Here is a 12,103-nt window from a genome sequence, read left to right on the forward strand (position 1 = left end):
TCAGGATCTGGACGCCGTGGCCGCCACGGGCGCGTTCTCCAGGTCGAGCAGTCGCTGCTTGCGCACCAGTCCGCCGGCGTACCCGGTGAGCGCCCCGCCGGTGCCGACCACCCGGTGGCACGGCACCACGACGCACAGCGGGTTGCGGCCGATGGCGGCGCCGACCGCCCGGACCGCCGTCGGCCGGCCCAGCTCGCGGGCCACCTCGGCGTAGGTGCGCGTCTCGCCGTACGGGATGCGGGCGAGCGCGTCCCACACCTGGCGCTGGAAGGCGGTGCCGACGGGTGACCGCGGCACGTCCAGGGAGCGCCGCGTGCCGGCGAAGTACTGCTCGAGCTGGTCGGCCGTCTCGGTGAGGACCGCCTCGGCGCGATCCGCGTCCGGGCCGGCGGGGACCTTGACGGCGGGGCCGAACCGCTCGTCGGCGGGACGGTAGCGCTGGTCCTGCATGTACAGGCCGGCCAGGCGACCCTCGTCGTCCGCCACCAGGGTGAGCGGGCCGAGCGGGGAGTCGACGACGGTGTGGATCATCACAGGACCTCCGATGCGTGGTGCGGGTTCCGGGGCCGGTCGGGCAGATCGGTGTCCGGGAGCTGGTTGACGGCGTGGGTGCCGGTGGCCCACAGGTGCTGCACGGCATAGGCGCGCCACGGTGACCACGCGCGCGACTCCTGCTCGAGGGCGGCCGGTGAGGTGGGCAGCCCGAGGCGCCGGGCGGCCTGCCGCACACCGAGGTCGCCGGGCAGGAAGGCGTCGGGGTCGCCGAGCGCCCGCATGGCGACGGTCTCGACGGTCCACGGCCCGATGCCGGGCAGCGCCGCCAGCGCCGCGCGGGCGGCCGGGCGGCCGGCGCCGGCGTCGAGCACCACGTCGCCGTCGGCGAGCGCGCGGGCCAGTCCGAGCAGCGTGTCCCGACGCGACGCCGGCATGGCGAGAAGCCCCGCGGTGACCGCCTCGTCGGCGAGCAGCTGGGCCGGGCGCGGGAACAGGTGGGTCAGGCCGCCGTCGGGGTCCGCGACCGGGGTCCCGAGCGCCGCCACGAGCCGGCCGGCGTGCGTGCGCGCCGCCGACGTGGACACCTGCTGACCGATCACCGCGCGCAGCGCCATCGCCTCGGGGTCGAGGGTGCGCGGCACCCGTCGCCCCCGGGACGCGCGGACGAGCGGCCGCAGCCGGCGGTCCGCGGACAGCGCCTCGTCGATCGCCACGGGGTCGGCGTCGAGGTCCAGCAGCCGGCGTGTGCGGGCCACCGCTGCCGGCAGGTCCCGCAGGTCGGTCAGGCGCACGGTCACCGGGAAGGCGCCCTCCCGCGGCGGGTGCACGGCGACCACCCCAGGGCCGTGCGGCAGCGGCACGGTGGAGCGGTAGGCGCCGCCGCGGTACTCCTCCACGCCCGGGACCGCGGTCGCCACCAGGTGGCCGAGCAGGTTCGACGGGTCCAGGGGCAGCCGGTAGGCGAGCCGCAACGACAGCGCCCCCGGACGGCTCGGTGCACGACGGGAGGCCGCCGCGCGCAGCTCGGTGGGCGTCAGCGCGTACGTCGCCCGGACGGCGTCGTTGAACGCCCGCACGGAGGCGTAGCCGGCGGCGAAGGCGACGTCGGTCATCGGCAGCTGGGTCGACTCGACCAGGGTGCGGGCGGTCTGTGCGCGGCGGGCCGCCGCGAGGGCCAGCGGCCCGGCTCCGAGCTCGCCCTGCAGCAGCCGCTCCAGCTGGCGGGTGCTGTAGCCGACCGCGGCGGCCAGCGCCGGCACGCCGCCGCGGTCCACCAACCCGTCCTCGATCAGCCGCATCGCCCGGGCCACCACGTCCGAGCGCACGTCCCACGCGGGTGAGCCGGGGCTGGCGTCGGGGCGGCAGCGCTTGCAGGCGCGGAAGCCGGCCTGCTGGGCGGCCGCCGCGGAGGGGTAGAACCGCATGCGGTCGTCCCGCGGGGTGCGGGCCGGGCAGCTGGGACGGCAGTAGATGCCGGTGGAGAGCACCGCCGTGTAGAACCAGCCATCGAAGCGGGGGTCGCGGCTGCGGACGGCCGCGAGGCAGGCGTCGGCGTCGGGGATGCCGGGGCGTGGTGCGGTGGTGGCGGCCGGTCGCAGCGCACGCGGCGCGGCGGCCGCGGGAGGGATCGGGGCGGGCACGCGTCGATGGTGCGCCCTGTGCGTCGGCCGGGGCTAGCGAGAATCCGACATCGCGGTGCGGGTGGTGGGGTTCAGGACGGTCGGTGCGACCGGCGGAACTCCAGCGCGGTCTGCTGCGCCTGCGTGTGGACGATGCGGCGGAACGAGTCGTGCAGCAGCTGCTCGCGCGGTGACCCTGCGCACTCCTCGACAGCGGCCAGCCACGCCCGCCGCGCGGCGTGCACGTCGTCGTCCGTCACCGTCACGCAGAGGTCGTCCCCGGTCTCGTCGCTGGTCACCGGCCTATAGTGCCCGGAAGGTGGCCCGCGTTTGGTCGAGTTGTGGACATCTCACCCGCGAACCACTCGAACGTGGGCGTGTCAAGGGGCGGACAGGACCGTTCCGCGCCCGGCCGGGTGGGCGTCGGCGAGCCTCCCGGCATCGGGCATGCTGGGTCCGTGCTCGACGACTTCGACGGGGTGCTGGCACGCGCCCGCAGCGGAGCGGGCGAGGCGTTCACCCTCCTGTACGGCGACCTCTCGAAGCCCGTCGCCGCCTACGTCCGCGCGCAGGGTGTGCGCGAGGTGGAGGACGTGACGAGCGAGGTGTTCCTCGCCGTCTTCACCGGGCTGAGCGGCTTCACCGGGGACCAGGCGCACTTCCGGTCCTGGGTGTTCACCATCGCGCACCGTCGGGTGATGGACCACTGGCGCCGCAGCGCCCGCACCGTCCCGCAGGTGCCGTACGAGCCCGCCGAGGACGACCGGGCCGTGGGCAGCGCCGAGGCGGAGGCGATGGACGTGCTGGGGCACCAGCGGGTGCTCGCGCTGCTGGGCCGGCTGACGGGGGAGCAGCAGGAGGTGCTGGTGCTGCGGGTGGTGGCGGACCTCACCGTCGAGCAGGTCGCGGAGGTGGTCGGACGGTCGGAGGGCGCGGTCAAGGCGCTGCAGCGGCGGGGCCTGGCGACGCTGCGCAAGATGATCGAGACGGAGACCGTGCCCCTATGACCGGTTTCGACGATTACGAGGGCATGAGGTCTCAGGACGACGAGCTGCTGCTCACCGGGCACGCCGTGCCCGGCGACGGCGCCCTCGTGGACCTCCTGGACTCCCTGCGCGCCATGGCGCACGAGCCCGCGCCCGCACCGACGGCCGAGCTGGCCGCGCTGCTCGAGGCCGGACTGCCGCCGCGCGTCGCGCCCGTGCCGTTCGCCGTGCTGGTGGGACGTGCCGTGCGGCGGCGCGCCAGCACCGCCGGCCGGTGGATCGGTGGCCTCGGGCTGACCGGCAAGGTGGTGCTCGGCGCGGGGGTCGCGATGGCGGCCGTGACCGGTGCCGCGACCATCCCGGCGGTGCCCGACGTGGTGCAGCAGCCGGCCCACACGGTGCTGGTCGACGTCGGCCGCGTCTTCGGCGGTGGTGTCGAGCCCGCACCGGCGCCCAGCAGCTCCGCCATCGCCCCGCACCGCGACGGCACGCACCGGACGGGACTGCCCGACGACGTCGCCGGGGAGACCACCGGTTCGGTCGGCGACGCGGGTGCCGAGCCTGCGACGTCCGCGGGAAGCGCCGACGCGAAGGACGGCCGGGACGGCTCACGTCCGGAGCAGGGTCGCTCGCCGGCCGTCGCCGGGACGGGGTCGCCCGCGGTGGCCGGGCAGGGGACGTCCACCGAGCGCGGCTCGTCCGGCGACCGCACGTCGTCCGGGTCGTCGGGCGACCGCTCGTCGAGCGACCAGGCGCCCGCGACCAGCTCGAACGACTGGATGACGCGCAAGCAGGACGTCGCTCCTGCGCCGTCGCCCGAGCCGTCGTCGTCCCCCTCGCCGAAGCCCGACGCCAGCCCGTCGCCGTCCGAGCACTGAGCCGCCTCGAGCGCGTCGCGCGGATCCGGCCGGAGAAATCTCGACGGACCCCGTAACCCTCCGCGGGGCACCTGCGATTGCGGGGGTGAGGGCGGCACGAGCCGCCGGACAGACGGCGCGGTCCCGACGGACCACGCTCCTGCGAACCGGAGGAATCACGTGAGCACTTCGACAGCTGCGGCCGTCCTGGCCAAGATCGCCGGGCTCAGCGTCGCGGGCAAGGCCACCGTCGGCGTCGTCATCGCCGCGGGCGTGGTCGGTGTCGCCGCCAGTGCCCCCGCCATCGCGGACCAGTTCACCGGCTCGGCCACCGCGCCGGTGCCCGGCGTGACCAGCTCCGCGGACGCGAGCGAGTCCGCCGAGGCCGTGGAGACGGAGAAGCCCGAGGCGACCGAGACCCCCGAGGCGAGCGAGACTCCCGAGGCGAGCGAGACCGCCCGTCCGCTGCCGACGGACCTGCCGTCCGCCGCGGCGTTCGGTCAGAGCGTCGCCGCGGACGCGCGCGACGGCGGCGTCGACGGCCCGCAGATCGCGCTCCGTGCGCACGAGCGCAACGACCTGCGCAAGGACGGGGCGACGCCGGAGCCGACCGAGACGGCGGACGCCACGGAGTCGGCGGACGTGCACGCGCCTCGCGTGCTGCCGACCGCGGTCCCGACCGCGGCCGTCGACTCGCACCACTGATCCGGGCGACCCTCGAGGTCGCTCACCCGCAGTCGCCCGGCGGACCCCCTGCCGCCGGGCGGCAGCACGGGACGGCCCGCGTAGGCCGCCCAGCACGAACGCCGCCCGGTGGACCCCCTGCCACCGGGCGGCGTTCTTGCGTCAGGGGACGAGCGGTCTGATCGCGCGGTCAGCCCTCCACCGGCTCAGGGGTGCGCCGGTTCGGCAGCTCTTCGGCTCAGGCGTGCTCGGTGACGAGCCGGACGGCGAACCCGATGAGGGCGACGCCCGTGACCCGGTCGAGCGCGCGGCGTACGGCAGGCCGGCCGACGACGTGCCGGGCACGCGTCAGCAGCTGGGCGTAGCCGACCTGCCAGGCGAAGGTCAGCACCACGTGGATCACCACGAGCAGCGCCAGGCCAGGGGCTCCCGGCAGCGACGGGGGCGCCAGGGTGGGCAGCATCGCCGTGTAGAACACCGCGATCTTCGGGTTGAGCAGGTCGGTGGTCAGCCCGGTGAGGAATGGTGCCCGAGCGGTCGGGCTGGTGGGTGGGGTCAGCTCGAGGTCGCCGCCCGCGGCCGGGGCGTGCTGCGTCCGGAATGCCTGCACACCGAGGTAGAGCAGGTACAGCACCGCGAGCACCTTGACGACGAGGTACGCCCGGGGCGACGCGGTCAGCAGCGCCGTCAGCCCGAGCACGGCCAGCGAGCCCCAGACCAGCAGGCCGGTGACGATGCCGGCCGCCGCCCGGGTGGCGGCCGGGCGGCCGCCGGCCAGGGCGGCGCGGGTGATCACGGCCATGTCCGGTCCGGGCAGGACGGTCAGCAGCGCCAGCACGCCGGTGGCGACCAGCAGGTGGCTCAGCATGGGCACAGTGTGCGAGGCCGGAGGCCGGACGCCCAGCGGGTGTTCGGCTGCCGGTCGTCAGCAGGTCACTCGCAGGCGATGCCGTCCTTGTCGCGGTCGAGTGCCGGGCGGTAGCCCGGCTGGCCCTCGAGGATCGGCGCCGCACCGGCGGCGCGGGCTGCGGTGCAGTTCTCGTAGTAGACGGTCGCGGGTGCGGCCGGCTGCGGCGCGGGCGCGGCGGGTGCCGGCGCGGGGCCCGGGGCCGCGGGGGCCGGTGCCGCCAGAGCGGGGGCGGCAGGTTCCGGAGCGGCGGGGGCCGGTGCCGGGACCACGGGCGCCGGCAGCGTCGAGCCGGCCGGCAGGGGCTCGTCGGGGCAGGTGGCCAGCACGGCGGCCATCGCAGCCCGCTCGGGCGTGGTGACCGTCAGGCGGTAGGTGTACTTCACCCCGATCTGCCGGGCGACGTACGCGCACCGGTAGGCGGTGCTCGGCGGGAGCCACTCGGCTGCGTTGCCGTCGGACTTCTGCGTGTTCAGCGGACCCGAGACGGCCAGCAGGTTCAGCGGGTCGTTGCCCAGCCGGTACCGCGTGGTCTGGTCCCAGGCGGACGCACCGCTGGCCCAGGCGTCGGCGAGGGCGACGACGTGGTCGATCTGCACGTCGTTCGACGTGCTGGTGCCGCGCGTGAAGGTGATCGTCTCGCCGGAGTACGGGTCGGCCAGCGTGCCGGAGAGCACCACGCAGTCGTTGGTGCCGGGCTTGAGCACCACGTCGTGCAGGTCCCGGCGCAGGATGTCGTTGCGGGTGTCGCAGCCGTTGCGGTCGAGGTCGACCGCGCGGTAGCCGAACAGGTCCCGCTGGTACCCGGTGGTGGTCGGGGAGTCGTCCACGACCAGGGCGGCGAGCGCGACCAGGGCGTCCTGGCCCTGGGCGGCGGCCAGGGTGGTCGAGGTGTCGCCGGTCGGTGGCACGGCGGGGCGCGCCAGCATGGCGGCCTGCGCCTGGTTCAGCGCGGGGTCGTCGGGGTCGGCCAGGTCGTCGGCGGTCGGTGCCGCGGTGGGGGTGCGGCTGGGTCGCGTCGCCGCCGACGCGGGAGCCGACGCCGAGGCCGTCGTGGTCGGCCCGGTGGGCGGTGCCGCCGTGGCACCGCCGACGCCCATGCCGACCAGGGACAGGGCGACCAGCACCGCGCCAGCGCGTCGGCCCGGCACGCCGAGCACCGGGCGCCCGGTCACCAGGTGCCAGACGGCCCCGAGCAGCACCGTGCCGCCGAGCATCAGCAGTGCGCCGCCCACGCCGGCGGCCGCGAACCCGACCAGGAGCGCCAGGCCGTTCCCGATCAGCGGCATGAGCACCGCGGGGCGGCTCCACGGGCTGCGGACGGCCCGTCGGTCGGTGGGGGGAACGGCTGGGACGGGTGGGACGGGACCGGACACGGCGCCGACGCTAATCGCGCTCCCCGGAAGCCACGGAGAAATGCCGGATGAATTGCCAGGAAAATCGTCTGTGTTGTCCGAAGAATGCCTTTTGCTCGCACGCGGGAGGGGCGTGCCGATCCCGGGACGACGCCCACGACCGGCTCGTCGCGCTGCGGTGTCGATCCGCGTCTACCCCGTTCGACTCCCAGATGAGAGGGTCGACGACCGACCCGCGACCGAGAGGTGGAGACGATGGCGAAGTACATGCTGATCATGCGTCCGTCGGACGAGACGTTCGCCGCGATGATGTCCCGGCCGTTCGAGGAGATGCTCGAGACGATCGGGCGGCTCAACGACGAGCTGATCAGGGCCGGCGTGCTGCTCGCGGCGGAGGGGCTGGACCCGGAGGTCAGCGTCGTCGTCGACTACTCGAGCGAGCCGCCGCTGGTCACGGACGGGCCGTACGGCGAGACCAAGGAGCTGTTCGGCGGCTACTACGTGCTCGACGTCGCGAGCCTCGAGGAGGCGGTCGAGTGGGCCAAGCGCATGCCGCCGTTCCCGGGCGCGAAGACGGAGATCCGCCGCGTCACCCAGATCGACGAGTTCCCGCAGGACAACGAGTGGATCGTCAAGGAGCGGGCGTGGCGGGAGCAGACGGGTCAGCTCTGACGCCCGACGCGGACGCCGCCGCGGTCCGACCCGCCGTCGCCGGGACGCCTCGTGACCCGCACGAGGCGTCCCGGGCCGCGGTGGAGGCGGTCTGGCGGATCGAGTCGGCGCGGATCGTCGGCACGCTGGCCCGGTGGACCGGCGACTTCCCGCTGGCGGAGGACCTGGCGCAGCAGGCGCTGGCCGAGGCGCTGGAGAGCTGGCCGCGGGACGGTGTCCCCGCGAACCCGGCCGGGTGGCTGCTGACCGTCGGGCGGCGGCGGGGGATCGACGGCTTCCGGCGGCGGGCGGCGCTCGACGAGCGGTACGCGGCGCTGGCGCACGGGCTGCGCGAGGGGGAGCTGGCGTCGTCGTCGGGCGGCCCGCAGGTGCAGGACGGCCTCGACGACCTGCTGCCGGACCCCGAGGAGATCGACGACGACGTGCTCGCCCTGGTGTTCATCGCGTGCCACCCGGTGCTCTCCGCCGAGGCGCGCGTCGCGCTGACCCTGCGGGTGGTGGCGGGACTGACCACGGACGAGATCGCGCGGGCCTTCCTGGTGCCGAGGGCGACGGTCCAGGCGCGGATCAGCCGTGCGAAGAAGACCCTGGCGGCCGCGAAGGTGCCCTTCGAGCTGCCGGCGGCCGACGAGCGGCACCAGCGGCTCGGCGGCGTGCTGAGCGTGCTGTACGTCGTCTTCACCGAGGGCTCCACCGCCACCGCGGGCGACGACCTGCTCCGCGTCGACCTGGCCCGTGAGGCGCTGCGGCTGGCCCGCGTGCTGTCCCGCCTGCTGCCCGACGAACCCGAGGTGCACGGTCTGCTGGCGCTGATGGAGCTGACGGCCGCGCGCTTCCCCGCCCGCACCGGACCGGACGGTGCGGCGGTCGGCCTGCAGGACCAGGACCGCCGGCTGTGGGACCGCGCCGCCGTCGCACGCGGGCAGGCCGCGCTGGCGCGCGCGGCGCAGGTGGGGCGGGGCCTCGGTCCGTACGGCCTGCAGGCCGCGATCGCCTCCTGCCACGCTGCCGCCCCGACGGTCGATGCGACCGACTGGGAACGGATCGTGCTGCTGTACGAGGCGCTCGGGCGGGTCGCGCCGTCGCCGGTGGTGGAGCTGAACCGGGCCGTCGCCGTCGCCATGCTGCACGGCCCGCTGACCGCGCTCGCGATCGTGGACGAGCTGGCGGCGGGTGGGCGCCTCGCGGCCTCGCACCTGCTGCCGAGCGTCCGCGGGGAGCTGCTGGCCCGGCTCGGGCGTCCGACGGAGGCCCGAGCGGAGCTGCTGCGCGCCGCCGGGCTCACCACCAACCGCCGCGAGCGGGAGCTGCTGGAGCGCAAGGCCGCCGATCTGTCCGACGGCTGATCGCTCAGCGATCCGCGGCGGTGCAGATGCAGGAGCGGTTGCCGTCGGCGTCCTCGACCACCCAGTACCGCGGAGCCGCGCGGTCGCTGACCAGGCGGCCGCCCGCGTCGAGCACCGCCGCGAGTCGCCGCTCACCCTCGTCGACGCCCACCCACACGTCGAGGTGCCATCGCTGCTCGAACGGCTGCGCCGGCAGCGCCAGCGGGTCGTCCGCGTCTCCGGGTTCCTGCCACCACAGCGTCGGGACCTGGCCGGACGGGTCCACCGCCTCGCCGTCCGCGACCGTGCCGCCGAGCAGCGCGGCGTAGTACGGCGCCAGGCGCGACCCCGCGGCCGTGTCGAGCCCCAGCTCGAGCTGCGTGAGCCCGACGACGTCCGACGCGATGCCCTGCTGCGCCGTCACCTCGCTGATCCGGCGCGCCAGGTCGACGTCCCGGTCCGTGATCCCGCCGGCATCGTGGCTGGTCAGCGTGACGATCACGTCCGGGTAGGTCAGCTGGACGTCGGGGTGGTGGTTCGCCGCCTCGGCCAGCTCGCCGATCCGGTTCACCAGCGCCAGCCCGGTGGCGAAGTCGCCGGTGCGGAACCGTGCCTTGAGCCGTCCCAGCAGCTGCCGCCAGTCGGCCAGACCGGCATCGCGCACCTGCGTGGTGGTCAGCGGGGCATCAGCCATCGTGCGCTCCCTCACGTCCGGGCAGGAGCTCTCACGGTAAGCCGGGGATGCCGCCGGCCGCCCGGCGTGCCGGTCAGAAGGCCCCGAAGCGCAGCCCCCACACGATGACCAGGTTCACCACGCCGATCGCGATGCCGATCCACGCGAGGACGCGGCCACGGGGGCCGTACCCGGCGGCGTCCAGGGCGTTCGCCTTGCGCAGGCCGGCGACGCCCAGCCAGACGACGACGAACGACCCGATGTAGAACCCCGTGAAGAGGCCGGCGGCCAGCATCACCAGGGACACGACGAAGGACGCCACCGCCATGCCGTTCTTCGGTTCCACGACCGGGGTCGGGGCGTACCTCGGGGCGCCGATCGGCGGTGCCGGGTAGACGGGGCCTGCGGGGTAGCCGGGGGCCCCGTACGACGGGGTGCCGTACGACGGGGCACCAGTCGGCGAGCCGTAAGCCGGGGCGCCGGTCGGCGAGCCGTAGGCAGGTGCACCGGTGGGCGTTCCGTAGGCAGGTGCACCGGTGGCGGCACCGAACGTCGGGCTGCCGTAGGTCGCGGTGCCGTAGGTCGGCGTTCCGTAGCTCGGTGTGCCGTACGGGTTCGGCACCTGGTGGTCCGGCGTGGGCGGGGCAGGGGCCGGAACCGGTGCCGCGGCCGACCACGGCTGCGCCGGCGCGGCCCACTGCGGCGCGGGGGCAGGGGAGGCGTACGGGTCCGACGGTGCCGGCTGCCACGACGTCAGGCCCACCGCCTCGCCGTCCGGTCCCGCCTGGCCCGACGGTGGGTAGGAATCGTTGCTCGACACGGTGCCCCCTTCGTGATGATGCAGTCGGGGACTGTCATCGGCGCGCACGCGGGTCACCTTGAGCGGAAATGTCCGGTGCGGCGAGCCGGGTGTCGCCGCGTCTACACCGGCAGGTGCACGCCGGCGAGCTGCTGGAGCTGGTCCCAGACGCGGCGCGCCGTCGCGGCATCCGGTGTTGCGGTGCGGGCGAGCGGCTCGACGCGCACCGGGAGCCCGCGCAGCGCGCCGGTCGGTGCGTAGTACTGCCCGCCGGTGGCGTCCGGGTCGGTCAGCGCCCGCACGGCCGACCAGGCCGCCGAGTCCTTGCCCTGGGCCCACGGCGTGTACGGGTTGCGCCGGTAGGGCGTCGTCGCGTCGCGGACACCGGCCCGCTGCGGCGTGTTGGCGTCCACCCCCACCCCGGGGCGGCTGACGACCGAGGCGACGGGGACGTCGGCGGCCCGGAGCCGGCGGTCCAGCTCGAAGGCGAAGATCTCGGTGAACGTCTTGGCCTTGACGTAGGCCGCGATCAGCAGGCGAGGGGTGGCCAGGGCGTCGTCCGGCGCCAGGGCGAACCTGCGGACGAACCCGGTCGAGGCGTGCACGATCCGGCCGGTGGACCCGTGCTCGGTGGCGGTGGAGGCCAGCCGGTCCAGGACGCCCGCCACCAGGGCGACGTTGGCCACCACGTGCGTACCGATGGCCACCGGCAGGCCGTCGGCCGTCAGCTCGCCCCGGCGGGGGCTCATGACGCCGCCGTTGAGGAAGATCCCGTCGAGCCGGGGGAGCCGGGACAGCTCGTCGGCCGCCTCGCGCACCGACGCGAGCGAGGCGAGGTCGACGACCGTGGTGCTCACGGTCGCGGAGGGCACGTGCTGCAGCAGCGTGGTGCGGGCGCGGTCCAGCTTGGTGGCCGACCGTGACACGAGCACCACGTGCGCTCCCGCGGCGGCGAGCTGCTCGGCGGCGAAGTAGCCGATGCCGGCGGTCGCGCCGGTGACCGCGAGGGTGCGTCCCGTCTGGTCGGGCAGGTGGGCGGGGTCCCAGGTCATGGGTGTTCCTCCGGGCGGATGGCGGTATTCGGATGAACTATCCGAATCACGGTAGCACGGTAAGTGGATGAACGATCCGGTTTGGCCTAGGCTGGTGCGGTGGCCGGCCGGAGATCCGATGCGGAGCGCAACCGGGAGAAGATCCTCGGCGCCGCCCGGGGTCTCGACGGCTCGTCCCTCCGGCTCAACGAGGTCGCCCACGAGGCGGGCGTCGGGGTCGGCACCGTCTACCGACACTTCCCGACCGTGCACGCGCTTCAGGAGGCGCTGTCGGAGCAGACGCTGCTGCGGCTGCGCGACCTCGCCCGCCGGGCCGCCGGCATCCCGGACGCGGGGGAGGCGCTCGCGGCGTTCCTCGGGTGGGCGCTGACCCTGCAGCTGGAGGACGGCGGCCTCAAGACGGTCCTCGTCTCGCCTGCCGACGAGGACCCCGAGGTCACGGCGGTGAAGCGGGAGATCCTCGACTCCTTCGGCGCTGTGTTCGACCGCGCCCGTGCCACCGGCGCCGTCAGGCCGGAGCTGACCGTCGGGCACCTGCAGAACCTGGTGTGCGGCATCGAGGCGGCCGTCCGGCTCGGGTCGCCCGCCGACCGCGAGCTGCTGCTCGACGTGCTCGTCTCCGGCGTGCGGCCCGCGTAGCCGATCCCCACTGCGGCCTCTCCCGCCGGCCGTCCCGGAG

The 12,103-nt window shown here is 75.3% G+C and carries 14 protein-coding genes; 6 read left to right on the forward strand and 8 right to left on the reverse strand.

Annotated features, from left to right (window positions below):
• The 3 genes from N0B34_RS11305 to N0B34_RS11315 form a co-directional block, all read right to left on the reverse strand.
• Positions 1–531 (reverse strand): methylated-DNA--[protein]-cysteine S-methyltransferase, encoded by a 531-nt coding sequence (locus N0B34_RS11305; protein WP_263731490.1) that lies wholly within the window; start codon positions 529–531, stop codon positions 1–3.
• A complete protein-coding gene (locus N0B34_RS11310) occupies positions 531–2,135 on the reverse strand; it encodes an AlkA N-terminal domain-containing protein (protein WP_318529985.1) in 1,605 nt (534 codons plus the stop codon). The genes N0B34_RS11305 and N0B34_RS11310 overlap by 1 nt, the downstream gene beginning before the upstream one ends.
• Before the next feature lie 71 nt (positions 2,136–2,206).
• A complete protein-coding gene (locus N0B34_RS11315) occupies positions 2,207–2,413 on the reverse strand; it encodes a hypothetical protein (protein WP_263731491.1) in 207 nt (68 codons plus the stop codon).
• A gap of 159 nt (positions 2,414–2,572) precedes the next feature.
• Here N0B34_RS11315 and N0B34_RS11320 point away from each other — a divergent pair, with 159 nt between their 5' ends.
• The 3 genes from N0B34_RS11320 (at position 2,573) to N0B34_RS11330 (ending at position 4,662) form a co-directional block, all read left to right on the forward strand.
• On the forward strand, positions 2,573–3,121 hold the full coding sequence (locus N0B34_RS11320; RefSeq protein WP_263731492.1) for an RNA polymerase sigma factor: 549 nt from the start codon (positions 2,573–2,575) through the stop codon (positions 3,119–3,121).
• 23 nt (positions 3,122–3,144) lie between these two features.
• Positions 3,145–3,978 (forward strand): hypothetical protein, encoded by an 834-nt coding sequence (locus N0B34_RS11325; protein WP_263731493.1) that lies wholly within the window; start codon positions 3,145–3,147, stop codon positions 3,976–3,978.
• A gap of 159 nt (positions 3,979–4,137) precedes the next feature.
• Positions 4,138–4,662 carry a hypothetical protein gene (locus N0B34_RS11330; RefSeq protein ID WP_263731494.1) on the forward strand — a complete coding sequence of 175 codons (525 nt, stop codon included), beginning with the start codon at positions 4,138–4,140 and terminating at the stop codon, positions 4,660–4,662.
• A gap of 217 nt (positions 4,663–4,879) precedes the next feature.
• On the opposite strand, the gene N0B34_RS11335 is transcribed toward N0B34_RS11330, so the two are convergent.
• Positions 4,880–5,509 (reverse strand): LysE family translocator, encoded by a 630-nt coding sequence (locus tag N0B34_RS11335; RefSeq protein ID WP_263731495.1) that lies wholly within the window; start codon positions 5,507–5,509, stop codon positions 4,880–4,882.
• Positions 5,510–5,574: 65 nt separating this feature from the next.
• Positions 5,575–6,924: a DUF1524 domain-containing protein gene (locus N0B34_RS11340; protein ID WP_263731496.1), complete on the reverse strand. Its 1,350-nt coding sequence runs from the start codon at positions 6,922–6,924 to the stop codon at positions 5,575–5,577.
• A gap of 234 nt (positions 6,925–7,158) precedes the next feature.
• Here N0B34_RS11340 and N0B34_RS11345 point away from each other — a divergent pair, with 234 nt between their 5' ends.
• Positions 7,159–7,575: a YciI family protein gene (locus tag N0B34_RS11345; RefSeq protein WP_263731497.1), complete on the forward strand. Its 417-nt coding sequence runs from the start codon at positions 7,159–7,161 to the stop codon at positions 7,573–7,575.
• 80 nt (positions 7,576–7,655) lie between these two features.
• On the forward strand, positions 7,656–8,921 hold the full coding sequence (locus N0B34_RS11350; protein WP_263731610.1) for an RNA polymerase sigma factor: 1,266 nt from the start codon (positions 7,656–7,658) through the stop codon (positions 8,919–8,921).
• Between the two features lie 4 nt (positions 8,922–8,925).
• On the opposite strand, the gene N0B34_RS11355 is transcribed toward N0B34_RS11350, so the two are convergent.
• The 3 genes from N0B34_RS11355 to N0B34_RS11365 all read right to left on the reverse strand — a co-directional run bounded on the left by N0B34_RS11355 (position 8,926) and on the right by N0B34_RS11365 (position 11,424).
• Positions 8,926–9,594, reverse strand: coding sequence for a 4a-hydroxytetrahydrobiopterin dehydratase (locus tag N0B34_RS11355; protein WP_263731498.1), 669 nt, complete (start codon positions 9,592–9,594; stop codon positions 8,926–8,928).
• A gap of 73 nt (positions 9,595–9,667) precedes the next feature.
• The gene (locus tag N0B34_RS11360) at positions 9,668–10,393 is read right to left on the reverse strand and encodes a DUF4190 domain-containing protein (protein ID WP_263731499.1); all 726 of its coding nucleotides are present in this window, start codon (positions 10,391–10,393) and stop codon (positions 9,668–9,670) included.
• Between the two features lie 101 nt (positions 10,394–10,494).
• Positions 10,495–11,424 (reverse strand): SDR family NAD(P)-dependent oxidoreductase, encoded by a 930-nt coding sequence (locus N0B34_RS11365; RefSeq protein WP_263731500.1) that lies wholly within the window; start codon positions 11,422–11,424, stop codon positions 10,495–10,497.
• A gap of 99 nt (positions 11,425–11,523) precedes the next feature.
• On the opposite strand from N0B34_RS11365, the gene N0B34_RS11370 reads away from it, so the two are divergent.
• A complete protein-coding gene (locus N0B34_RS11370; RefSeq protein WP_263731501.1) occupies positions 11,524–12,063 on the forward strand; it encodes a TetR/AcrR family transcriptional regulator in 540 nt (179 codons plus the stop codon).
• Positions 12,064–12,103 lie beyond the last annotated feature (40 nt).

Source organism: Cellulomonas sp. SG140, from assembly GCF_025770785.1.
Taxonomy (GTDB): domain Bacteria; phylum Actinomycetota; class Actinomycetes; order Actinomycetales; family Cellulomonadaceae; genus Cellulomonas.

Bases quoted from the DNA above. Each gene is read 5' to 3' on its own strand.
- N0B34_RS11305 (WP_263731490.1), bottom strand. From the start codon at position 531: ATGATCCACACCGTCGTCGACTCCCCGCTCGGCCCGCTCACCCTGGTG.
- N0B34_RS11325 (WP_263731493.1), top strand. From the start codon at position 3,145: ATGAGGTCTCAGGACGACGAGCTGCTGCTCACCGGGCACGCCGTGCCC.
- N0B34_RS11335 (WP_263731495.1), bottom strand. From the start codon at position 5,509: ATGCTGAGCCACCTGCTGGTCGCCACCGGCGTGCTGGCGCTGCTGACC.
- N0B34_RS11345 (WP_263731497.1), top strand. From the start codon at position 7,159: ATGGCGAAGTACATGCTGATCATGCGTCCGTCGGACGAGACGTTCGCC.
- N0B34_RS11355 (WP_263731498.1), bottom strand. From the start codon at position 9,594: ATGGCTGATGCCCCGCTGACCACCACGCAGGTGCGCGATGCCGGTCTG.
- N0B34_RS11365 (WP_263731500.1), bottom strand. From the start codon at position 11,424: ATGACCTGGGACCCCGCCCACCTGCCCGACCAGACGGGACGCACCCTC.